General features: G+C 62.2%; 20 protein-coding genes and 1 pseudogene. 15 read left to right on the forward strand and 6 right to left on the reverse strand.

Features of this window, described 5'->3' with window-relative positions:
• Positions 1-431: 431 nt before the first annotated feature.
• The 6 genes from N7E02_RS14435 to N7E02_RS14460 all read left to right on the forward strand — a co-directional run bounded on the left by N7E02_RS14435 (position 432) and on the right by N7E02_RS14460 (position 6,368).
• Entirely contained in the window at positions 432-683 is a 252-nt protein-coding gene (locus N7E02_RS14435; RefSeq protein WP_286582725.1) for an acyl carrier protein, read from the forward strand.
• Positions 683-1,864, forward strand: a complete 1,182-nt coding sequence (locus tag N7E02_RS14440) for an acyl-CoA dehydrogenase family protein (protein ID WP_286582727.1) — start codon at positions 683-685, stop codon at positions 1,862-1,864. Before N7E02_RS14435 ends, N7E02_RS14440 begins: the two co-directional genes overlap by 1 nt.
• A gap of 30 nt (positions 1,865-1,894) precedes the next feature.
• The gene (locus tag N7E02_RS14445) at positions 1,895-2,806 is read left to right on the forward strand and encodes an amino acid--[acyl-carrier-protein] ligase (protein WP_286582729.1); all 912 of its coding nucleotides are present in this window, start codon (positions 1,895-1,897) and stop codon (positions 2,804-2,806) included.
• A gap of 4 nt (positions 2,807-2,810) precedes the next feature.
• Positions 2,811-3,791, forward strand: a complete 981-nt coding sequence (locus N7E02_RS14450) for a DUF1839 family protein (protein ID WP_286582731.1) — start codon at positions 2,811-2,813, stop codon at positions 3,789-3,791.
• The gene (locus N7E02_RS30205) at positions 3,788-4,237 is read left to right on the forward strand and encodes a glycosyl hydrolase 2 galactose-binding domain-containing protein (RefSeq protein ID WP_286582732.1); all 450 of its coding nucleotides are present in this window, start codon (positions 3,788-3,790) and stop codon (positions 4,235-4,237) included. Before N7E02_RS14450 ends, N7E02_RS30205 begins: the two co-directional genes overlap by 4 nt.
• Positions 4,238-4,433: 196 nt before the next feature.
• Positions 4,434-6,368, forward strand: coding sequence for a glycoside hydrolase family 2 protein (locus N7E02_RS14460; RefSeq protein ID WP_286582733.1), 1,935 nt, complete (start codon positions 4,434-4,436; stop codon positions 6,366-6,368).
• Here N7E02_RS14460 and N7E02_RS14465 read toward each other — a convergent pair.
• Together N7E02_RS14465 and N7E02_RS14470 are read right to left on the reverse strand one after the other, a co-directional pair.
• Positions 6,336-6,749 carry a hypothetical protein gene (locus N7E02_RS14465; RefSeq protein ID WP_286582734.1) on the reverse strand — a complete coding sequence of 138 codons (414 nt, stop codon included), beginning with the start codon at positions 6,747-6,749 and terminating at the stop codon, positions 6,336-6,338. The two genes, N7E02_RS14460 and N7E02_RS14465, sit on opposite strands and share 33 nt — an antisense overlap.
• Positions 6,746-8,131 carry an alpha/beta hydrolase gene (locus N7E02_RS14470; protein WP_286582735.1) on the reverse strand — a complete coding sequence of 462 codons (1,386 nt, stop codon included), beginning with the start codon at positions 8,129-8,131 and terminating at the stop codon, positions 6,746-6,748. The genes N7E02_RS14465 and N7E02_RS14470 overlap by 4 nt, the downstream gene beginning before the upstream one ends.
• A gap of 345 nt (positions 8,132-8,476) precedes the next feature.
• Between N7E02_RS14470 and purU the strand changes: the two genes are divergently transcribed.
• From purU to N7E02_RS14495, 5 genes are all read left to right on the forward strand, one after another.
• The gene (gene purU / locus N7E02_RS14475) at positions 8,477-9,361 is read left to right on the forward strand and encodes a formyltetrahydrofolate deformylase (RefSeq protein ID WP_286582736.1); all 885 of its coding nucleotides are present in this window, start codon (positions 8,477-8,479) and stop codon (positions 9,359-9,361) included.
• A gap of 85 nt (positions 9,362-9,446) precedes the next feature.
• Positions 9,447-10,007: a hypothetical protein gene (locus N7E02_RS14480; RefSeq protein WP_286582737.1), complete on the forward strand. Its 561-nt coding sequence runs from the start codon at positions 9,447-9,449 to the stop codon at positions 10,005-10,007.
• Positions 10,004-11,593: a hypothetical protein gene (locus N7E02_RS14485; protein ID WP_286582738.1), complete on the forward strand. Its 1,590-nt coding sequence runs from the start codon at positions 10,004-10,006 to the stop codon at positions 11,591-11,593. Before N7E02_RS14480 ends, N7E02_RS14485 begins: the two co-directional genes overlap by 4 nt.
• A 5-nt stretch (positions 11,594-11,598) precedes the next feature.
• Positions 11,599-12,072 carry an aminotransferase class III-fold pyridoxal phosphate-dependent enzyme gene (locus tag N7E02_RS14490; protein ID WP_286582739.1) on the forward strand — a complete coding sequence of 158 codons (474 nt, stop codon included), beginning with the start codon at positions 11,599-11,601 and terminating at the stop codon, positions 12,070-12,072.
• 407 nt (positions 12,073-12,479) lie between these two features.
• The gene (locus tag N7E02_RS14495; RefSeq protein ID WP_286582741.1) at positions 12,480-12,677 is read left to right on the forward strand and encodes a hypothetical protein; all 198 of its coding nucleotides are present in this window, start codon (positions 12,480-12,482) and stop codon (positions 12,675-12,677) included.
• A gap of 88 nt (positions 12,678-12,765) precedes the next feature.
• Here N7E02_RS14495 and N7E02_RS14500 read toward each other — a convergent pair whose 3' ends face one another.
• Both N7E02_RS14500 and N7E02_RS14505 read right to left on the reverse strand, forming a co-directional pair.
• Positions 12,766-13,002: an Lrp/AsnC ligand binding domain-containing protein gene (locus tag N7E02_RS14500; RefSeq protein ID WP_286582744.1), complete on the reverse strand. Its 237-nt coding sequence runs from the start codon at positions 13,000-13,002 to the stop codon at positions 12,766-12,768.
• A 77-nt stretch (positions 13,003-13,079) separates the two neighbouring features.
• Positions 13,080-13,982, reverse strand: a complete 903-nt coding sequence (locus N7E02_RS14505; protein ID WP_286582746.1) for a LysR family transcriptional regulator — start codon at positions 13,980-13,982, stop codon at positions 13,080-13,082.
• A gap of 97 nt (positions 13,983-14,079) precedes the next feature.
• Between N7E02_RS14505 and N7E02_RS14510 the strand changes: the two genes are divergently transcribed.
• The 3 genes from N7E02_RS14510 to N7E02_RS14520 all read left to right on the forward strand — a co-directional run bounded on the left by N7E02_RS14510 (position 14,080) and on the right by N7E02_RS14520 (position 17,997).
• Positions 14,080-15,363, forward strand: a complete 1,284-nt coding sequence (locus N7E02_RS14510; RefSeq protein WP_286582747.1) for an NAD(P)/FAD-dependent oxidoreductase — start codon at positions 14,080-14,082, stop codon at positions 15,361-15,363.
• A gap of 85 nt (positions 15,364-15,448) precedes the next feature.
• Positions 15,449-16,990, forward strand: a complete 1,542-nt coding sequence (gene amaB, locus N7E02_RS14515; RefSeq protein WP_286582750.1) for an L-piperidine-6-carboxylate dehydrogenase — start codon at positions 15,449-15,451, stop codon at positions 16,988-16,990.
• 17 nt (positions 16,991-17,007) lie between these two features.
• Entirely contained in the window at positions 17,008-17,997 is a 990-nt protein-coding gene (locus N7E02_RS14520) for a P1 family peptidase (RefSeq protein WP_286583831.1), read from the forward strand.
• Here N7E02_RS14520 and cobD read toward each other — a convergent pair.
• Positions 17,994-19,005, reverse strand: a pseudogene (gene cobD, locus N7E02_RS14525) (threonine-phosphate decarboxylase CobD). The gene N7E02_RS14520 and the pseudogene cobD sit on opposite strands and share 4 nt — an antisense overlap.
• Between cobD and cbiB the strand changes: the two are divergent.
• The gene (gene cbiB, locus N7E02_RS14530) at positions 19,004-19,969 is read left to right on the forward strand and encodes an adenosylcobinamide-phosphate synthase CbiB (protein ID WP_286582753.1); all 966 of its coding nucleotides are present in this window, start codon (positions 19,004-19,006) and stop codon (positions 19,967-19,969) included. The pseudogene cobD and the gene cbiB overlap by 2 nt on opposite strands.
• On the opposite strand, the gene N7E02_RS14535 is transcribed toward cbiB, so the two are convergent.
• On the reverse strand, positions 19,953-21,410 hold the full coding sequence (locus tag N7E02_RS14535) for a cobyric acid synthase (RefSeq protein ID WP_286582755.1): 1,458 nt from the start codon (positions 21,408-21,410) through the stop codon (positions 19,953-19,955). The genes cbiB and N7E02_RS14535 overlap by 17 nt on opposite strands.

Genomic DNA, 21,410 nt, shown 5'->3' on the forward strand with positions numbered 1-21,410 from the left:
CGGTCCCTACGGGTGATCCTCTCGCCTCGCTGCACGTGGTTTCCCACACTTGGACGGCTCAACCGAACCCGGCATGGCTGCCGGGGGAGGCTTGATAGGAAAGCTCGGGGTCTGACGCCGCGCTTCCCATGAGTTTCACCCCTTCCGCCTTTGCCGCACGTTACGGTTCGGACGAAAGCGCCGGCTCCCGCCTGCCCGCGAACGTCTCGCGAAACACTCCGGCGACGGAAGCGAGGAGATTGTAGGCACAGGTCCGGACGAGGGGGATGGAATGGTAGCAAAAAAGATCCGGCGAGATCGATTGCCTAAAATTCGAAGGAATCCCGCAGCTTTAATTTTAGCATGTTCTTTTTCACAAATTTATGCTTTCCAACGTAAATCAGTGCGCAGCAGATAAGCGCAGCCGTTCCTGGAAATTCGGAGATGTCGAGATGAACGAGACCATTCGCGGACTTTTGGCGAAAGTGGGCGGGCTGCCCGTGCCGGTAACCGATCTTGAAGACGGCGCGGACCTCTATGCCGCAGGCCTATCTTCCTTCGCATCGGTGCAGCTGATGCTGGCCATCGAGGAACAGTTCGACATCGAGTTTCCCGACAGCCTCCTGAACCGCAAGTCTTTCGCCAGCATTTCGGCGATCGAGGCGACGGTCACCCAGATCCTGAAAGCCAACGAGGCAGCCTGATGAACCTCGCCGCCGTTGCAGCCGACCTGACGCTTTCCGCACGCGCGAAACGCGCGGCGGCAGTCGCGGCGGAATTTGCCGATCGGGTAGACCGCGAGGGACGCTTTCCCCGCGAGGCACTCGAGGCGATGAAGACCGAGCGCCTGCTCGGCATCCAGATCCCCTCCGCCTTCGGTGGCGAAGGCGTGACGCTGTCGGAGATTGCCGAGGTCTGCTCCATTCTGGGTCAAGCCTGCGCATCGAGCGCGATGGTGTTCGCCATGCACCAGATCAAGGTTTCGAGCCTTGTCGAGCACGGCCAGGAAAGCGCCTGGCATGGCGACTTCATGCGCGAAGTCACGGGCCGCCAGTTGCTGGTCGGTTCGGCAACGACCGAAGGCGGTATCGGCGGCAATATGCGCAATTCCATATGCGCCATCGAGATCGACGGTGATGTTTGCCGCCTGACGAAGGACGCGACCGTCATTTCCTATGGCGCCCATGCCGACGCGATCATGGTGACATCGCGCGCCCATGCGGATGCCGCTCCCGGCGATCAGGTCATGACCGTGTTCAAACGCGGCCAGTACACTCTGGACAAGACGGTCGACTGGGACACGCTCGGCATGCGCGGCACCTGCTCCGACGGCTTTCTCTTCAAGGGCGAGGCTCCGGCCGCCCAGATCTTTCCGAAACCCTTTGCCGAGATCGCGGCGCAATCGATGCTGGCGACCTCGCATCTTCTCTGGAGCGCCGTCTGGTACGGCATCGCCGCCGATGCGGTGTTGCGCGCCCAGGCCTTCGTCAGGGCCGCCGCCCGCAAGTCTGGCGGCGCGACGCCACCCGGCGCCATCCGCCTAGCCGAAGCTTCGACGCTGCTGCAGCTCCTGAAGGGCAATGTTCTTTCCGGCCTCAAGGCCTACGAGGATGCCCGGTCCGATCCGGACCAGCTGTCCTCCATGGCGTTTTCGATCGCCATGAACAACGTCAAGCTCGCCTCTTCCGAGATGATCCTCACCATCATCAACCAGGCGATGATCATCTGCGGCATCATGGGCTACAAGAACGGCACGCCCTACAGCCTCGGCCGGCATCTGCGCGACGCCCATTCCGCCCAGCTGATGATTTCCAACGACCGCATTCTCGGCAACACGTCGACCATGCTGATGATACAGAAACCGGACACCAGCCTTCTGGGTTGAGGCCAAGCAATGAACGAACGGGATAACGCCATGGATATGCAAATCTCCTTCCTCGACCGTCTGTTCGAAGCAAGGCTTCTGATCGACACAGGCGTCGACGGCCTTTACGGCCGCGGCGGCGAATTCGAAGAGGTGATCGCCGCTTTCGAAAGGCTGATCGACCGCGTCGGCGGCGCCGATGGCGCCGAAGCCATGCGCTTTCCGCCGGGCATGAATCGCGAGTTCTTCGAAAAGAGCGGCTACATGAAGAGCTTTCCGCAGCTTGCCGGCACCGTGCATTCCTTCTGCGGCAGCGAGCTCGACCACATGAGCCTGATCAAGTGCATGGAAGTCGGCGAGGAAGACTGGACCAAGGGCCAGGAAGCCACCGACATCGTGCTGACGCCTGCCGCCTGCTACCCGCTCTACCCGACCATTGCCCGCCGCGGCAAGATTTCTGCCGAGGGCGCGCTCTACGACCTGCAGAGCTACTGCTTCCGCCACGAGCCCTCCAAGGACCCGGCCCGCCAGCAGCTGTTCCGCATGCGTGAATATGTCTGCATGGGCACCGAACAGCACGTCACCGATTTCCGCCAGACGTGGATGGACCGCGGCGTCGAGATGATGAAGTCGGTCGGGCTGGACGTAACGATCGACATCGCCAACGACCCGTTCTTCGGCCGCGCCGGCAAGATGATGGTCAACAACCAGCGCGACCAGAATCTGAAATTCGAGCTGTTGATCCCGATCACCTCGACCACCAATCCGACCGCCTGCATGAGCTTCAACTACCACCAGGATTCATTCGGCCTGAAATGGGGCCTGAACCTGGAAGACGGCAGCGTGGCGCATACCGCCTGCGTCGGCTTCGGCCTGGAGCGCATCGCGCTGGCGCTGTTCCACACCCATGGGCTCGACACCAAGGCCTGGCCGGCAGAGGTTCGCGCCACCCTCTGGGGCTAAGCCGATGAAGGTCTTTCCCGCGCTCGATCCCGCAAGCTACCAGCCGCACCCGCTACATTCCGCCGAGCGGATGTGGCCGGAGACCAACTGCTATGTCGACCTGTGGATCGAGGTGCTGGCGGCGCAAGGCCTGGCGCCGGAAGCGATGCTGGGCTTCACCCTGACCCAGGATTTCGAGGGCGACCAGTTCACCTTCTTCAAGGTGCCGCTGGAGGACCTCGAAACGCTCTACGGCATCCGCGTCACCGAGCTTGCGATCTTCGACCGCCCGGAAGAGCATGTGATCGAGCAGATCGGCCGCGGCCGGCTGTCGCTGCTGGAACTCGACAGCTATTACCTGCCCGACACCCGCGGCCTGACCTACCGGACCGAACACGGCAAGACCACCGTCGCGATCAACCGGCTGGATCTCCAAGCGCGGGAACTGGATTATTTCCATAACGGTGGCTTCTTTCATCTGGCCGGTGAGGATTTCGACGGCCTGTTCCAGATGAATGCCGGGCCTGACGCCCTGCCTTTCCTGCCCTACACGGAATTTGCAAAATTCCCGACAGCCCATCCGGCCGAGAAGGATCTGCGCGAAGCCGCCTGGAAACTGCTGCGCCATCACTTCGCCCGGCGGCCGGAGGCCAATCCGATCCGTACCTTCGCGGAGGTCTTCCCGGCGCAGGTGGAGCGCGTGGCGGAGCGGGATTTCAGCTTCTTCCACAAATACGCCTTCAACACGCTGCGCCAGGTCGGCGCCAATTTCGAGCTTCTGGCGAGCCATCTCGAATGGCTGAATGGCGGGAATTTTCCCGACGCACAGGCCCGGGCGTTGAAAATCTCGGAAGTGGCGAAATCCACCCAGTTCCAGCTCGCCCGTGCGGTGACCCGCAAGAAGTTCGAGCCGCTGAAGACGGCGCTCGATCCGGCGGTGGACGCCTGGGACGCGCTGATGGCCGATCTGGCCCGGACGCTCGACCGGAAGCGCGAGGCGGCGTGACGACTTTGCCCCGTTTCATGGCTGGCGACCTTGTGGACGGCTGGTCGTTGCTGATGACGAAGCCCGACGCCTATGGGCTGCCCAATGACATCCCGTCCGATTGCGAGACCTTGCCGGCAATCGTGCCGGGCACCGTGGCCGCCGCGCTGGAAGCGGCAGGACACTTCGACCGCGACAACCCCGAGCCGCTGATCGACAAGGATGCCTGGTATCGGCGTTCGCTCGGTGACGTCACGTCGGGGCAGGCGATCCTGCGCTTTGCGGGATTGGCGACGATCGCCGATGTCTTTCTCGACGAGCGGCTGATCCTGTCTTCGTCGAGCATGTTTGAAAGCCATGATGTTGATGTGGAGCTGACGGGCGAAGAGACCCTTTCCATCTGCTTTCGCGCATTGAAACCGCATCTGGAAAAGACCGCCCCCGCGCCCGCTGGCGGCCGCGGCTGATGAACAATCAGGGACTTCGTCTGATCCGCACCACGACATTGGGGTTCATGCCCGGATGGTGCCCGGAAGTGCAGGCGGTAGGGCCTTGGCGGCCGGTTTCAGTGGTGAGCGGTACAGGCCCCCTCTCCCCCTTGCGGGGGAGATGTCACCGGAGGTGACAGAGGGGGTGGATCAACGCATTCGGCGGACGATGAGTTTGCTGCGACACCCCCTCTGCCCTGCCGGGCATCTCCCCCACAAGGGGGAGATTGGATGGGGCACGATCCCCGCTTCCATCAGCAAGCCTAGAGATTTCCGGCTTTCCGCATCACTGGCCGGAAATGGAGACGGTGTTCTCAAGATCAGCTTTGCCGCCGAGGAGCAGGGCTACGGATTTTCCCTCGTATGCGATGGCCGGGAGACGGCCTTCGGTTTTTCCGATGGGCTCTATTCGGCCGAACTGCACCTGCCTGGCATAAAGCCCTGGTGGCCGCATACCCACGGAGAGGCCGTGCTCCATGAGGTCACGCTGCGTATCGACGGCAGAGACATGCCGCTTGCCCGCACAGGCTTTCGCAGCGTCGAGGTGGATCGCGGCGCCGATGGCAACGACTTCGCTGTTTTGGTCAACGGCGAGAAGGTCTTCTGCCGCGGCGCGGTCTGGACCTCGGCCGATATCGTCCGTCTGCCGGGCAACCGGGCGAGCTATGAGCCGTGGCTGCGGCTGGCGAAGGAGGCGGGGATGAACATGATCCGCGTTCCGGGCATCGGCATCTATGAGAGCCGGGATTTCTTCGCGCTGTGCGACGAGATGGGTCTGCTGGTCTGGCAGGACCTGATGTTCGCCAATTTCGACTATCCGGCCGCCGACCCGGATTTCGTGATTCACGTGAAATCGGAAGTCGATCAGTTTCTGGCGAGAACATCGGCCAATCCATCGCTGGCAATCGTCTGCGGCGCCAGCGAGATCTGGCAGCAGGGCGCGATGCTGGGCCTGCCCGAACGGATCTGGAAAGGGCCGCTCTGCACCGAGATCCTGCCCGGGCTGGTGGCGGAACAGCGTCCGGACCTTCCCTATGCGGAAAATTCGCCGTCGGGCGGAGCCTTGCCATTCTATCCGAATGCCGGCGTGGCCCATTATTACGGCGTCGGCGCCTATCTGCGGCCGCTCGACGATGCGCGTCGCGCGAACATTCGCTTCGCCGCCGAGTGCCTCGCCTTCTCCAACCTGTCGGAGACCGAAACTCTGGACGGCGGAAAGTCCGGCATCCCGCGCGATGCCGGTGCCGACTGGGATTTCGAGGATGTCCGCGACCACTATCTCGGCGTTCTCTATGGCGCCGCTGCGAAGGCGCTGCGAAAGAACGATTTCGAGCGCTATCTGACACTGGCTCGCGCTGTAACAGGCGAGGTGATGGAAACCGCCTTCGCGGAATGGCGCAGGCCCGGCTCCTCATGCAATGGCGCTCTGGCATTTACCTTGCAGGATGTCATGCGAGGCCCCGGCTGGGGCGTGGTCGGCGTGGACGGCAGGCCGAAGCCCGCCTGGTTTGCACTGAAGAGAGCGTTTCGCCCGGTTCAGGTGCTGTTCGCCGATGAGGGCACGAACGGGCTCGACGTGCATATCCTCAACGAGACTGCCGAAACCCGTGCGCTGACGCTGGAGGTTTCCTGCCTGCGTGATGGGAAAATGCCCGTCGTTTCCGGTCGACGAGATCTTGCGCTCGCGCCACGAAGCAATGAGACCATTGCCTGCACCGACCTTTTCGGCGCCTTCTTCGACACGAACTATGCTTATCGCTTCGGCCCACCCTCCCACGATGTCGTGGTGGCTCGGCTGATCGAAGCCGATACCGGCAAGGTCATTGCCGAGGCGTTTCACTTCCCTCTCGGGCGCGACAACGCGATCCATGGGGCACAGCTCGCCGCAGGAATCGATCAGGACGCTGATGGCTGGTGGCTCGAAGTGTCGACCGACGTACTCACCCAATCGGTCAGCATTCAAGTGGAAGGCTTTCGACCTTCGGACAACTGGTTCCATCTGGCGCCGGGCGCCAGGCGTATCCGGCTTGAGCCGAACACCGAGACGACCGCTGGGCAGCCAACAGGCACCGTTCGATCACTCGCCGGCGGCAAACCCGTTATCTTCTGAGCTTGACGCCTCCGCAGCGAGACGGGTTGCCATCTGCAATACGGCATCAAGGTATATCTGCCCCGCCTCCGGTGGCGTCAGGTTGTGATCGGCTTCGGGGATGATGGTGACTGAAACGTTCTCCCACTGGGCATGAGAACGCCCGTCGCGGCCGAAATAATAGCTGTACTGCTCAAGCCCGAGATCGCCGTCGCTGTAGAGGATGGTGAGCGGCATCCGGCGGCGATAGAGAATCTCGAAGACCTGAAGGATTTCCCGACCTTCCGGCAGAGCGAAGCGCGCGAAATGCAGCACACCGCGGGTCAGGCGTTGGCTCATCCCACCTGCGATATTCGAGATTGCCGCCGCAAGATCCACCTGGCCGGAAAGAATGCGTTTCAACGTACCCGCGTTGAAAGCACGCCGCCCGTAATCTTCGAGACTGCGGGTGCCGTTGACGACCGCGTCATCCACCGACCGCCCCGGCTGCCAGCGAAACACCGCCGGGTTGACGGCGACAACGCCGGCGATCCGCTCGTCCTGCAACGCGGCGCGGAAAGCCAGATAGGCACCGCTGCAGCGGCCGGAAACGCAGATGCGGCCGAAATGGCGCGATTGCAGAAAGTCCAGGGCATCGGAGACGTCAGCGATCTGGCTGTCATGGTAGAGGACCTGCGCCGGACGACTGGCGACCGGGGGCTATCGGCAACACCGGCAGTATCGAAGCGCAGCGAGACAATGCCGGAACGGGCAAGCTGCCGTGCCATGCCGACCGTGCTTCGGCCCCAGCCGGAATGCCGATCATAAGCCGAGGTGAGGAATAGCACGGCCGTGCCGTTTTGGCGTTCCTCCGAAGGCTCGCAGAGGATGCCGACGAGATGATCCGATCCACCGAAACGAACCGGAGTTTCGACGAAACCCCGACCAGTCAACTGGCCGACCTCTGCGGCCTCCATGGGAACAGCCGGATGTGGCGCGACAGGCAGCGCGGAGATCCAGGTGACAACCTCTTCCACCAGTGCCAGCGGCAGAACGGACGTGGTCGGATTGGCGACAAGCGCCTGATAGCCATTAAAGCCGCATTCGCTGACATCCGCGCCGATGGCACCGAGCCGCGCAGCGAACTCTCCGTCGGACGGCCGCTCGGGCCGTGACGCAACCAAGATACGGCTCGCAGGCGGCACGTCCAGCGTCATCAGGTTGATGCGGCGCAATTCGTCGGCAACGCCGGTGGGCATGATGAGCGATCCGATCGAGACGCCGGACTGGCTGCGCTGATGGGGAGCAAGGCCAAGATTGTCGTCGACAACGCTGGACCATAGGGCAAGCTCGCGAAGATGCATGCGGCCCGACACGACCGGTGCGAGGAACGCCATTGCCTCCACTCCCTCGATCGACGCCGCAGCCTTCGCGGCGATGACGCAGCCTAGACCCTCGGCGATGATTGCGATGCGGCCGCAGCCTGAAAGGACCTTGAGTTTTTCCGCAGCGCCGACGAGGCTTTCGACCCATGTCGCAAGGCCGTTATCCCCGTCCTGAGGATCGAGCGCATCGCCCGTGCCTGGATAGTCGAAGCGGAGACTGGGAATTCCATGCCCGGCGAGCTTTTCGGCAGTGACCCGCCAGAGCTTTCGCATCGACAACTCTTCCAATCCCCACGGGCTGGCGAAAAGAACCGCAAGCCGAGCAGGCGCTTCTGCGGCGCCGGCCGGCATGAACAGACCGATCGTATCCGAAAAGGCTAATGGCTGAGCCGCCCGCTGTGGCGGGTTCCCATCAGGCATATGGGGACTTTCATGACTATTCATTGTCGGAATCCGGCCGATGAGAATCAGCTAAATTAGACTAGCCCAAAGTCACCTGCGCCGCATTACCATCATGGCTCGAAGTTTAATGATTGCAGCCGCATCGACCCCTGCGGCATTCAGGCGGCGACGGCGATGCGCAGGCAAAAGACGCAACCGGAACGGAGTTTCGGCTGGCATCGCATAATGTAACGCTCCAGCAGACGACGAGACGGAAACAAGGATCGAACACGGTTTGAAAATCGCTCTTCCCGCGTCTGCGGGCTTCAATCGTGTCGTGTTTGCATATAGGTCAATGCTGCAACGCAGCGCAGGGGTAAGTGAATGAAGAGCTATGTCTTGACCGTATCGTGCAGATCGACGCGAGGCATCGTCGCTGCCATTTCCGGCTTTCTGGCCGAGAAGGGCTGCAACATCATCGACAGCTCCCAGTTCGACGATCTCGATACCGGCAAGTTCTTCATGCGCGTCAGCTTCATTTCCGAAGAGGGCGTGGACCGTGACGCGATCATGACAGGCTTTGCCCCGGTTGCGGAAAAGTTCGGCATGGAATGGGACGTGTTCGACAGCGCCGACCGGATGAAGGTGCTGCTGATGGTGTCCCGCTTCGGTCACTGCCTGAACGACCTTCTCTATCGCTGGAAAATCGGCGCGCTGCCGATCGATATCGTCGGTGTCGTCTCCAACCATTTCGACTACCAGAAGCTCGTCGTGAACAACGACATTCCCTTCCACCACATCAAGGTGACGAAGGAGAACAAGCCGCAAGCCGAAGCACAGCTGATGGAAGTCGTGGAATCGAGCGGCACCGAGCTGGTCGTTCTCGCCCGCTACATGCAGGTTCTCTCCGACCAGCTCTGTGCCAAGATGTCGGGCAAGATCATCAACATCCACCATTCCTTCCTGCCGTCCTTCAAGGGCGCCAACCCCTACAAACAGGCCTATCAGCGGGGTGTGAAGCTGATCGGTGCGACGGCGCATTACGTCACCGCCGATCTGGACGAAGGCCCGATCATCGAGCAGGACGTCGCCCGCATTACCCACGCCCAGTCGCCGGACGACTATGTTTCGCTGGGTCGCGACGTGGAAAGCCAGGTCCTCGCCCGCGCCATTCACGCCCATATTCATCACCGCACCTTCATCAACGGCAACCGCACGGTGGTCTTCCCGCCGAGCCCCGGATCCTACGCCTCCGAGCGTATGGGCTGATGAACATGCGTCAGGGCTGAAAAGCCCTATGGACGCGGCGTTATAGCGCGCTATCCTCTTTCGGGAGCTTGTCCCGGAGAGTAGGATGTCAGACGCCGCGCCTGAGCCTGAAGTGCCCTATGACTCCGTCAGCAATGATGCGCTGGACCGGATCAACGAATTGCTGCGGGACCACTGGGGACTTTCCGGCCAGGTCTTTCCCGTCGGCGACGAGGACGGTACGGCTTTCCTGGTCGATAATGGCCACCTCCGCTACCTCCTGGAAGTCAGGCCGCCGCAGGACGAGGCGGAGCTTCGGCTGCAGCATGAAGCAATGCGACACATCATCCGAGATCCCGATGGTCCGGCCGTTCCCGAACCCGTGGCGACCAAGGATGGCGAAGACATCGTCACTGCACCGATCGATGGCCAGGCAAAGCTGCTGCGACTGCTGACGGCGCTTGAGGGCGACGCGCCGCCGATCTCCGGCCCATTGTCTCCGCAGGCCAGCGCCGCCCTCGGATCGCTGGTGGCAGGCCTCGAAAAAGCCTGGAAGATTTCGATGCCGCCGGCACCGGCGGCGACCGCGAGGACGATCTGCGCAAGGCAGGCCCGCAAGCGGTGTCGCTTCTCTCCGAGGTGCACGACCAGGAGGCACGCGACATGATCGCCCGAGCCATGGTCTCGGCCCTTCGACGTGTGCACCCCTTGTCTCCGGCCTTTCGCGTCGGCCTGACCGTGCCGGATCTGGCGCTGGACAAGCTTGTCGGGGAGGGAGACGGCCTGGAATGGGCGCCGACGGGAATTTCCGATATCGGCGGCCTGTCCCGGCACTGGTATGTGGCAGCACTTGCCAAGGCCTGTGCCCGCATCCTTGGCTCCAATGGCGTCGAAGGCGATCCATTCGCGATATTGCCGGCCGTTGCCGCTTACAATGCCCTCAACCCGCTCAATGCAGGAGAGGCGGAAGCACTGTGGCCACTGGTGATCGCTCAGCTGGCATTGCTCGCCGCAATCGCCGAGAACCGGCATGCAGTCGCGCCGCATGATGAAACCGCCGCCGAACATGCCACGGAGCGACGCGGTCTGCTTAGTGCCGCCGGTGCGGTCTCCGCCGCCTTCATGCACGCATCGATCGTGGACGCATGCGGCCTGCAACTCAATCCGCGCGAACTTGGGCAGATGCTGCCGGATATCGATGCCGACCGGATCAGGCTGGTCGACCTCGGCGTGGCGAGCCCGCTCTTCTATGACGGCAACTGGACCGATCCGGACAGCGACTGGAAGCTGCTTGCCCGCGTAGCCTGGGATACGGGCATGGGCAGCACGCGTTATGGAGAATACCGGCTCTCACGCACCGGCATAGAAGACGAGTCAGAAAAAGAGACGTTCGCGCTTCACATAGATATCTGCCTGCCGGCAGGCACGCGTGTCGTCGCACCATTTACCGGCGTCGCGAGGGTCACATCCTCGCTGTTTTCCTTGCGCGGCAAAGGCATTGCTCTCTTCATCGAAGGCTTGAGCGGCGAGGCCGCGGAAGGAACGGAGATAGAGGCTGGAGAAGCGATCGGGGTGGTGGCGGGTGAAGAGAACGCAGTCGGTGGACTGAGACTCAGGCTTTCGCGTGATCTCGATACGCCGCCACCGCTGTTCTGCCGACCGTCCGAAGCGCCGGTCTGGCGGCATCTGGCACCATCACCGTCAGGCCTGCTCGGAATGGATTGCGATGCACCGCCGGCAAGTCCTAATCGGATAGCGAGAGCCTGGCGGGAATTCTTCTTCGACGAGACAGGCAAAAGCCTGCTCGATGTCACTGGCAGCGCACCGCTGATCGGGCACGGCCATCCGGATGTCGCCATCGCCTCCTATCGCCAGCATCTGCTGATTTCCACGACCCATGAAGGCCAGGCAGACATCGAAGCCTTGAAGCAGGCACTCGCCAGGATCGCACCGCCGGGTCTCGATCACGTTGTCCTTTTTGCCGATGCGCAATCGGCCATCGCTGCAATGACAACGCTTGCCGAGGCAAAGCCCGCTGAAAAGGTCGCGGAAGACGACGATGACGAGCCGCAAGCAGACGAGACATCTGATAATGGTGCGGTCGAACAGGAAACTGCGCCGGGTGATATGTCCACGGTGATCATCGAACCGATCCCAGGCGAGACGGAGCTTGCAGCGCGCATCGCCGCGGCCCGCGAAGGAGGAACCTCGTCGCTCTCGATGAGAGGCGAACCGGTTATGGACGGCTGGTAGATGTCATGTGGGCCGCCGAAGGTGATGGCGTGTCGTACGACTTCGTCATGGCCGGAAGCTGCGATGGCGGCGAACTAGTGGCCGTCTTCTGCACAGCGGAATTCCAAGAGCTGCTCGAGGAGCTCGCCAAGCCGGTTTCCCCGGTCGCCGTCTCGACGGCGCTGGCGGCGCTCAAGGTCTTCCTGAATGAAGGCTTGCGGGAAAATGCAGCCCTGTCTGCCCCGATCCTGTCAGATGGGCTTCGGGACATCGCAGAGCGCGCACGCGACACCGTCGGCCTGAAGGGATCCGGTCTGCTCTGGACGATGCAACTTTCGGGAGAATCACCTGATTTGCGTGATCGCCTCAACGATGGCGCCATCCACGGCGATGCCGGACCGTCTACGCTGCTGATCGCACCGCCACTCTGCATCAGTGAGAAAAGCGTGGCGCGCTACCTCGCGCACCTGCGTCATGCGCTCGGGATTTTGTACGAATGAGCTTTTTGACGCCTCGGCTCTTGCTTGGAAGCTCGTAGTACCTACTTAAGCCGGGCTGGGACGAACCGGCGAAATTGCGAATGAAATTTCACAATCTCGCCTTCATCCTGTCATCAGGCAGAAAAATATTCTGCGTATAAAAGATTTCGTTGATCATGCAGCTGTCTTCGGATACGTTGCATGCCAGTCGGGATTGATTCCCACCTGACCGCGCAACTCAAGAGAAGGAGAGTGACATGGTCGATACTGTTTGCGTCACCGCCTTCCGTCGGTATGCGCTTAAAATGAATGGCACGGATCGTTGCTCCCTTCCGTGCTGTCGAATGTAACGCTTCCGGTTCTTTCCGTTCCTGAAAATTATCATTCGTTTTGAGCTGCAGACCATGCAGCCAATGCGGGAGTCTGTCATGCAGAAGCAAGTTATTGAATTCGCCGGCGAGCCGGTCGGCATCGTGGTGCCTGATAAGGACCGCCTGAAGTTTATCGCCGTGAAGTTTCACGTCATCGATCTGGACGAACAGAAGTTCGATTCCCCGGACGACGTGCGCATGGCCATCAGCCGTCTGGTCGCGTCGAAGAACGCCGCACCGGCTGCCCACGCCTAGTCATTCGACACCGGTCGCCGCCATGGCGACCGATCCACAATGAAAAAAGCCGCCCTGAAAGGCGGCTTTTTTGTCGGCATAATGCTTGTCAGAATGCCGTGAAGGTGATCGTCGTCAGCGATCGCTCGATATTGGGTATCGAGGCAATCTTCTCGTTGACGAAATGACCGATCTCCTCGTCATCCTTCACATAGATCTTCAGGAGCAGGTCCCAGTCGCCGCTGGTGGAATAGAGTTCCGACACGAGCTCGGTCTTGTAGATCTCGTCGGCAACTTCATAGGTCTTGCCCGGCTTGCAGCGGAGCTGGACGAAAATGGGCTTCATCGATGTCTTCCCGTCGGTCGGATCGCATGAGCGATCGCAAAGAGGATCATTCCGGACTATTGGCCGATGCCGCCCGGCTACGCAAGCGCGTCGGCGCCGATCTCCTGCATCATCCAGTCACGAAACGCGGCAAGCGGCGGATAGGTGGCGCGGTCCGGCATATAAGCGAGATAATATTGTCCCGTCGGCATGGGCTCGGCATCGACCGCGTGGACCAGACGGCCTTCCTCCAGCTCCTTGGCGATCAGGAAGCGCGGCAGCAGCGCGGCACCGAGGCCCGCGAGCGCCGCTTCCACCATAGTGACGAACTGATCGAACAGCATGCCCTGCACCGCGTCGAAGGGAACATGGTTCCGCGAAAGCCAGAGTTCCCAGGCATCCGGCCGGGTGCTGAGGTGCAGAAGCGGTGCGCGCAGCATATCCGTCGGCTCTACCAGAGCGTGCCGCTTCCGGAAGGCAGGGCTGCAGGCCGGAACGACATCCTCCTCCATCAGCAGGGTAAGTGCCGCGCCCGGCCAGCGGGCGACACCGAAATGGATCGCCGCATCGAGCGTATCGAAGCGGAAGTCGAAGGGTTCGAGCCGGGTGATGAGGTTGACCACCATGCCCGGATGCTGGTCGAGAAACCTGCCGATGCGCGGGGTGAGCCAGCGCGTACCGAAAAAGGGCAGGATCGCGAGATTGAGCGTTCCGCCCGCCGGATTGGCCTTGAGGTTGAGCGAGGCGCTGGAAATGCGCCGCAATGCCTCGCGCACCTCGCGGGCATAGGTGTCACCGGCAATCGTCAGCCGGATCGTCTGGCGTTCGCGCAGGAAGAGCGCAACGCCGAGCTGCCTTTCGAGCGCGGAAATCTGCCGGCTGACGGCGCTCTGGGTCAGGCCGAGTTCATTGGCGGCCGCCGTGACGCTGCCGGTGCGGGCAGCGGCCTCGAAGGCAGCCAGAAGCGAAAAGGATGGCAGGAACCGCCTTGGGGGCAGCATGTCATTCCTCCAGCGAATGACCTGTTGAGAACATGTCGATATTCACCGGGAAATCGCCTCTGTAAAGTCGTCGCAACGATAAAATCCGGGAACTTCCATGCTCAACGATCCGCGCTCCCATGGCCTCTGGGAAAGAACCGCGCCGCCCGCACCGGTGACGTCTCCGCTGGAAGGATCGGTCTCAGCCGACGTGGTGATCGTCGGCGGTGGCTATACCGGACTTTCGGCTGCGCTGCATCTGGCCGAGCGCGGCACCAATGTTGTGCTTCTGGAAGCGACCGAGATCGGCTTCGGTGGCGCCGGCCGCAATGTCGGACTGATCAATGCCGGCATGTGGGTCATGCCCGACGACTTTCCGAAGGAGCTTGGCGACCATTACGGCGAGCGAGCGCTCGACCTTCTCGGCAACGGCCCCTATTTCGTCCGCGAACTGATCGAAAAGCACGGCATTGCCTGCGAGCTGGAGACCAGTGGCACCTTGCATTGTGCCGTGGGCGCCGAGGGTATGACGGAGCTTGAGGAACGCGCTCGCCAGTGGCAAAAGCGCGGCGCGCCGGTGACGATACTCGATGCCGCCGAGACCGAACGCAGGATCGGCACCAAAGCCTATGCCGGATCCCTGCTCGACATGCGCGCCGGCACATTGCAGCCGCTTGCCTATGCACGCGGCCTCGCTCATGCGGCGGTGAAAGCGGGCGCTGAACTCCACACCGGCAGCGCGGTCATCGGCACCGCCGAACCCAATGGCAGGAAAATCGTCAGGACAGCGCGCGGCGAGGTTTCCGCCGACTGGATCATCGTCGCCACCGACGCCTACTCGACGGGCCCTTGGGTCGAGGTGCGCCGCGAACAAGTCCACCTGCCCTATTTCAACCTCGCCACCAAACCACTATCCGCCAACCTGCGCCGCTCGATCCTGCCCAATTCGGAAGGCTGCTGGGATACAAAGGAAATCCTTTCCTCGTTCCGCATGGACCAGGCTGGCAGGCTCGTCTTCGGCTCGGTCGGCGCGCTGCGCGGCAGCGGTCTATCCGTTCACAAGGCCTGGGCGCGTCGTTCTCTCAAGCGGCTTTTCCCGCAACTGGGCGACGTCGAGTTCGAGGCCGAGTGGTATGGCAAGATCGGCATGACCGACAATGCCCTGCCCAGCTTCCACAAGTTCGGCAGGAACGTTATCGGCTTTTCCGGCTACAACGGCCGCGGCATCTCGCCCGGCACGAATTTCGGCAAGGTTCTGGCCCGCCATATCCTCGGCGAGATCAGCGAACAGGATTTGCCCCTGCCGCTGACGGAAGTGAAGGAACAGGGTTTTCGAACCGCCAGGGAGGCCTATTACGAGGCCGGAGCCCAGATCGCCCACTTCACCGGCGAGCGCTTCTGAGCGCAAACCTTTGTCGGCGAAGTGGTTGCGAAACGCCCGCCGATTTGTAGATTGACCACGCAATTCAAAAGCCCCGGAGACATCAATGACGCTCGCCAAACTCGACCTCGCCGCCGAAGTGGACAAGATCTTCACCGATCTCGGCGTCGCCTCCAACAAGTACAAGGGCGGTACGCTGACCGTGCACTCGCCGATCACCGGGACCGAGATCGGCAAGCTGCCGGAAGTCAGCGCTGCGGACGCGAAAAAGGCGATCGACGACGCCCATGAAGCCTTCCTCGAATGGCGTCTCGTGCCCGCACCGAAGCGCGGCGAACTGATCCGCCTGCTCGGCGAGGAACTGCGCGCCGGCAAAGCAGCACTCGGCCGTCTCGTCTCGATCGAAGTCGGCAAGGTGACGTCGGAAGGTCTCGGCGAAGTGCAGGAAATGATCGACATCTGCGATTTTGCCGTCGGTCTTTCCCGCCAGCTCTACGGTCTCACCATCGCAACCGAACGTTCCGAGCACCGGATGATGGAAACCTGGCATCCGCTCGGCGCCATCGGCATCATTTCCGCCTTCAATTTCCCCGTCGCCGTCTGGTCGTGGAATGCAGCGCTCGCCATCGTCTGCGGCAATTCCACCATCTGGAAGCCGTCGGAAAAGACGCCGCTGACGGCGCTCGCCACCCAGGCGATCTTCGACAAGGCTCTGGCCCGCTATGTCGCCGATGGCGGCAGCGCACCGAAGAAGCTGTCGACCCTTCTGATCGGCGGCCGCGAGATCGGCGAAGCACTGGTCGACCATGAGAAGGTACCGCTGGTCTCCGCCACCGGCTCGACCCGCATGGGCCGCGAAGTCGGCCCGAAGCTCGCCCAGCGCTTTGCCCGCTCGATCCTCGAACTCGGCGGCAACAATGCCGCGATCGTCACCCCGACGGCGGATCTCGACCTCACCCTGCGCGGCGTGGCCTTTTCGGCCATGGGCACGGCCGGTCAGCGATGCACGACGCTGCGCCGCCTCTTCGTTCATGACAGCGTCTATGACGCGCTCGTGCCGCGTCTCGCCAAGGCCTATCAGTCTGTAACGATAGGTTCGCCGCTGACCGACGGCAATCTCGTTGGCCCGCTGATCGACAAGGCCGCCTTCGACAAGATGCAGTCGGCACTCGATGCGGCGAAGGCTGCTGGCGGCAAGGTCGTCGGTGGTGAGCGCGTGCTCGATAGCGAAGCGGGCGACGCCTATTACGTCCGCCCGGCAATCGTCGAAATGCCGGCCCAGGCCGGTCCAGTGAAGGAAGAAACCTTCGCGCCGATCCTCTACGTGATGAAATATTCGACCTTCAACGAAGCGGTCGACCTGCATAACGACGTTCCGCAGGGCCTTTCGTCGTCGATCTTCACCAACGACATGCGTGAAGCCGAGACCTTCGTCTCCGCCCGTGGCTCCGACTGCGGCATTGCCAATGTCAATATCGGACCTTCTGGTGCTGAAATCGGCGGCGCATTCGGTGGTGAGAAAGAGACCGGCGGCGGCCGCAGATCCGGCTCCGACGCCTGGAAGGCGTACATGCGCCGCGCAACCAACACGTTGAACTACGGTCGCACCCTGCCGCTGGCGCAGGGCGTCAAGTTCGATATCGCCTGAGTGATACCGTCGTGGCGCTGTTGAATCTCCTGACCGATATCGAGGGCGTGGCCGTTGGCCATGTCACCGATCTCGTGCTTGGCTCGGGCGTCACGGCGATCATCTTCGACGAGCCGGCGATTGCCTCCGGCTCGGTTCTCGGCGGCGCGCCGGGCGGGCGCGATACGGCGCTTCTCGATCCTGCCATGACGGTGCAGACGGTCGATGCCTTCGTGCTTTCCGGCGGCTCGGCCTTCGGGCTGGATGCAGCCGGTGGCGTGCAGGCGGGATTGCGCCAGATCGGCCGCGGTTTTCCGGTCGGCTCCGCGAAGGTTCCGATCGTGCCGCAGGCGATCCTGATGGATTTGCTAAATGGCGGCGACAAGGATTGGGGCCTGCATTCACCCTATCGCGATATGGGCTACGACGCGTTCAAAGCTGCCGGGAAAGGTACCTTCGAACTCGGCACAGTCGGCGCCGGAACAGGCGCCACAACCGCGACCTTCAAGGGCGGCATCGGCTCGGCAAGCGCCATGACATCCTCGGGCCACAAGATAGCGGCCCTGCTCGCCGTCAATGCCATGGGCGCCGCGACCGTCGGTGACGGACCACATTTCTGGGCAGCCCCATTCGAGCGAAATGGCGAATTTGGCGGCCTCGGATTGCCGCAGACATTCACCGAAGATCACTCCGCGCTTCGGATGAAGGGCGTGAAACTGAAAGCGACGACGATCGGAGTGATCGTCACCGACGCCGCGCTGACCAAGGCGCAGGCGCATAGGCTGTCGATCATGGCCCATGACGGCCTGGCGCGCGCGGTGCTCCCCGCCCACCTTCCGGGCGACGGCGACACGATCTTTTCCGCTGCGACCGGCGCAAAGCCGCTCGGCGACATGACCGCTTTCGCCGAACTCTGCCATCTGGCGACGCTGGTGACGGCGCGTGCCGTGGCTCGGGGAGTATACGAAGCGACGGCATTGCCGGTGCCGAATGCACAGGTTGCGTGGCGTGATAAATTCGCCGGCTAAAAACTTTTCAACGCGTCTTCGAGACGAGGCCAGCCATCTTCATCGGGAAGTCCGATCCTCAGATCGTCCGGTCGCTCGTCGAACCGACGCGTGATAATGCCTCGGCTGCCGAGATGATGAAACAGAGCCCGGGCACGCGGATCTCGGACCAAACGGAAGAGCGACGTACCGCCAAAGATGGCAATGTCTTTGGAAGCAAACAGATTATCGAGCCGAGCCATGTCGGCCTTCAGGCTATCACGCATCCGGTCTTGCCACACCGTATCGGCAAGCGCTTCGCTTGCCACATGCAGCGCCGGTCCCGACACGGCCCAAGGACCTAACCTGTCTTCGATCCTAGCTACGACTTGCGGGTGCGAGATAGCGAAACCGAGCCGCAGTCCGGCCATGCCATAAAATTTGCCGAAGGAGCGCAGGACGAGAAGACCGCCTTCGTCAACCATAGCGGCGACGCTTTCCGCGTCAGATACATCCATGAAGGCCTCGTCGACGACCAGCAAGCCGCCCTTCGCGCGCATGGTGGCGGCAAGCGAAAGCAGATCCGCCTTCGGCACGATTCGTCCGGTCGGGTTGTTGGGATTGACGACCACGGCAAGATCGGCCTCCGCGAGATGATCCAGTTCGCCCGTTTCCGTAATCTCGAAACCGGCGAGCTTCGCTGCTCGCGCATGTTCCGCATAGGTCGGCGATAGCACCGCCGCCTTCCGGCCGCTGACGAGGCCGGCGACGATCGGCAGCAGGATCTGCGTACCTGGGCCGGCCGCGATATGCGCGGATGACGGCGCACCATAGGCGCGGGCAGCAATCTCTTTTAGGCGTTGCGCTACATCCGGCTCCGGCAGGCGCGCGAAAACATTGGCCGGGATTGGCGAATGGGGATAGGAATGCGGATTGATGCCGGTCGAAAGGTCGATCCACGGCTCGGGCGCTTCAGGAAACAGCGCGCGCCTTGGCCAGATTGCCGCCGTGCTGGATCGGATCGCCCAAATCAGAGATCGCCACTGCCATGTTCCTTCTCGCATTCTTCGCGCTGATCGTGGAGCGCCTCACCGGCTATCCGGACTGGCTGTTCAAGCGGATCGGCCATCCGGTGACATGGATCGGCCGGCTGATATCCGAACTCGACCGGCGATGGAACCTTGAAACCGATGACTTCGCCAGTCGCAAGAACATGGGCATCAGAGCACTTGCCGTCATTCTCGGCGCGGTCATCCTGATTTCCTATAGTCTGCAGAGCATGCTTCTGGCCCTTCCCCTGGGTCCGATCCTTCTCGTTCTCGTCGCAGCCAGCCTTCCGGCCCAGAAAAGCCTTGAGCGGCATGTGAGGGACGTTGCATCCTCGCTCAAGCATCACGGACTGACGGCCGGACGCCAGGCCGTCTCCAGGATCGTGGGACGGGATGTCCACGAGCTTGACGAGGCCGCCGTTTGCCGGGCAGCCATCGAAAGCCTTGCGGAGAATTTTTCCGACGGCATCGTGGCCCCGGCCTTCTGGATGGGGATAGGCGGATTGCCGGGCGGTGCTGCCTACAAGGCGGCCAACACGGCTGACAGCATGATCGGCCATCGCTCGCCCCGCCACGAGGCATTCGGCTGGGCCGCGGCGCGTTTCGATGACGTGATCAACCTGCCCGCCTCGCGGCTCACCGCAGCACTTTTTGTCCTGGCCGCCTACTTTGTTCGAGGCGCATCGCCGGCCAATGCCATCAAGGCGGTCCGCCGGGATGCAAAACACCACCGCTCGCCGAATGCCGGCTGGCCGGAGGCGGCGATGGCGGGTGCGCTGGGCATAGCCCTTGCCGGCCCGCGCAGCTATGGCGGCCAGATGATCGAGGCGGGCTATATGGGCGAAGGCGGGCGAACCGAGCTCACCTATGACGACATCTACGATGCGCTGAAGATCGCCCGTATCGCCGACATGCTGCTGATCGGCCTTTTCGGCGTGCTGGCGCTTCTCATCTTGCAAGTCTAAGCAGCCCGGTGAGATCGAGATGCCGTTCCATATGGGCGGCAAGCCGATCGAGAATGGCATCGACATTGGCCTCGTAGTCCAAAGCAGAAGCTGAGCCACCAAGGCGGGTGAGCCAGGCGGAACGCTGTCGATCGTCGGAAAACAGGCCGTGGACATAGGTGCCGGTGACGCGGCCATCCGCAGAGGATGCACCTTCCGCATGGCCATCGATCGTCGAGAACGGCCGCGAACAATCGGCACCGGACGTTCGGCCGATATGCATTTCATACCCGGAGAACGAAATGCCGTCGGAACTGGTGCCCCGAACCGCTTCGAGTCGCTTGGCGCCCGACAACACTGTCTCGACATCGAGCAGGCCGAGTCCCTCGACCGAACCGGGCGCTCCTTCCGTGCCTTCTGGATCCGACAGTGTCCGGCCGAGCATCTGATAGCCGCCGCAAAGACCGAGCACCCGGCCGCCGCGACGGTGATGGGCCTTGATATCGATGTCGAACCCAGCCTCGCGAAGTGCTGCCAGGTCCGAGATCGTCGCCTTTGAGCCGACCAGCAGCACGAGATCGCAATCGCCGGGGATAACATCGCCGCGGCGGACACGGATCAGCTCCACCTCCGGCTCCGCTTCCAGCGGGTCGAGATCGTCGAAATTGGAAATATGCGGCAAAATCGGCACCGCGATGCGGATTTTCGCACCCGGCTTGCGCGCAAAGGATTGGTTGAGTCCCAGCGCATCTTCAGCAGGCAAAAGTGCCGCATCGGGGAAGTGCGGCAGCAACCCGATCGACTGCCAGCCCGTAAAGCGCGAAATCAGATCCATGCCTTCAGCAAACAGCGTCGGGTCGCCACGGAAGCGGTTGACGATAAAGCCGCGGATCATTTCCGCATCATGGGTGTCGATGACAAGCTTGGTCCCGGCGAGGCTGGCGATCACGCCGCCGCGGTCGATATCGCCGATCAGCACCACCGGCACGTCAGCCGCACGGGCAAAGCCCATATTGGCGATGTCATTGGCGCGCAGGTTAATCTCGGAAGCGCTGCCAGCACCTTCGACCAGGACCAGATCAGCCTTGGCGCGGAGGATTTCAAAACTCTCCAGGACGCGCGACAGCAGCTTCGGCTTCAGGCTCTGGTATTCGGAAGCCTTGGCATTGCCCTCGACCCTGCCCTGCACAACGACCTGGGAGCCGACATCGCTCTGCGGCTTCAACAGTACCGGGTTCATGTGGACGCTGAGCTGCACGCCAGCCGCGCGGGCCTGCAACGCCTGGGCGCGGCCGATCTCCCCGCCATCGGCGGTGACGGCGGCGTTGTTCGACATGTTCTGCGGCTTGAACGGCATGACATTCAGCCCGCGCAAGGTGAATGCGCGGGCGAGACCGGCGACGATGAGCGACTTGCCCACGTCGGAGCCCGTTCCCTGAAACATGAGAGATCGGGCAGCCAT

The sequence above is a fragment of the Terrirhizobium terrae genome (assembly GCF_030323265.1).
Taxonomy (GTDB): domain Bacteria; phylum Pseudomonadota; class Alphaproteobacteria; order Rhizobiales; family Rhizobiaceae; genus Neorhizobium.